Origin of the sequence: Pseudonocardia sp. EV170527-09, assembly GCF_008369905.1 — a bacterium.
GTDB lineage: Bacteria > Actinomycetota > Actinomycetes > Mycobacteriales > Pseudonocardiaceae > Pseudonocardia.
The window spans coordinates 1-237 of sequence record NZ_VRMC01000658.1 but is presented as its reverse complement, the minus strand read 5'-3'; the positions used below and the strand labels follow the sequence as shown (position 1 = coordinate 237).

Here is a 237-nt window from a genome sequence, read left to right as displayed (position 1 = left end):
AACCTTAAGAACATAGTATTCATACTTAAATCTTCATCAATCCAAGCAGCATGTTCTTGAATAGTTTCACTATCATCAAATTCGTATTTATCTACAGCAATATTAAATAATCCAGATATATATTCTGGATGGGGATAACCATCCTCAAAAATTCCAAGATCATCGTTGTCTAGTGCTATGTCCATTGCATCTTTGGTATCCATTGCAATCACACATCCATCTAAATAGTTATGATGG

Annotated in this window: 1 protein-coding gene; it reads right to left on the bottom strand. The window is 32.9% G+C overall.

Annotation, left to right across the window (positions count from 1 at the left end):
- On the bottom strand, nucleotides 1-237 hold a 237-nt coding region (locus FVA95_RS30410; protein ID WP_205016119.1), incomplete at both ends, for a hypothetical protein.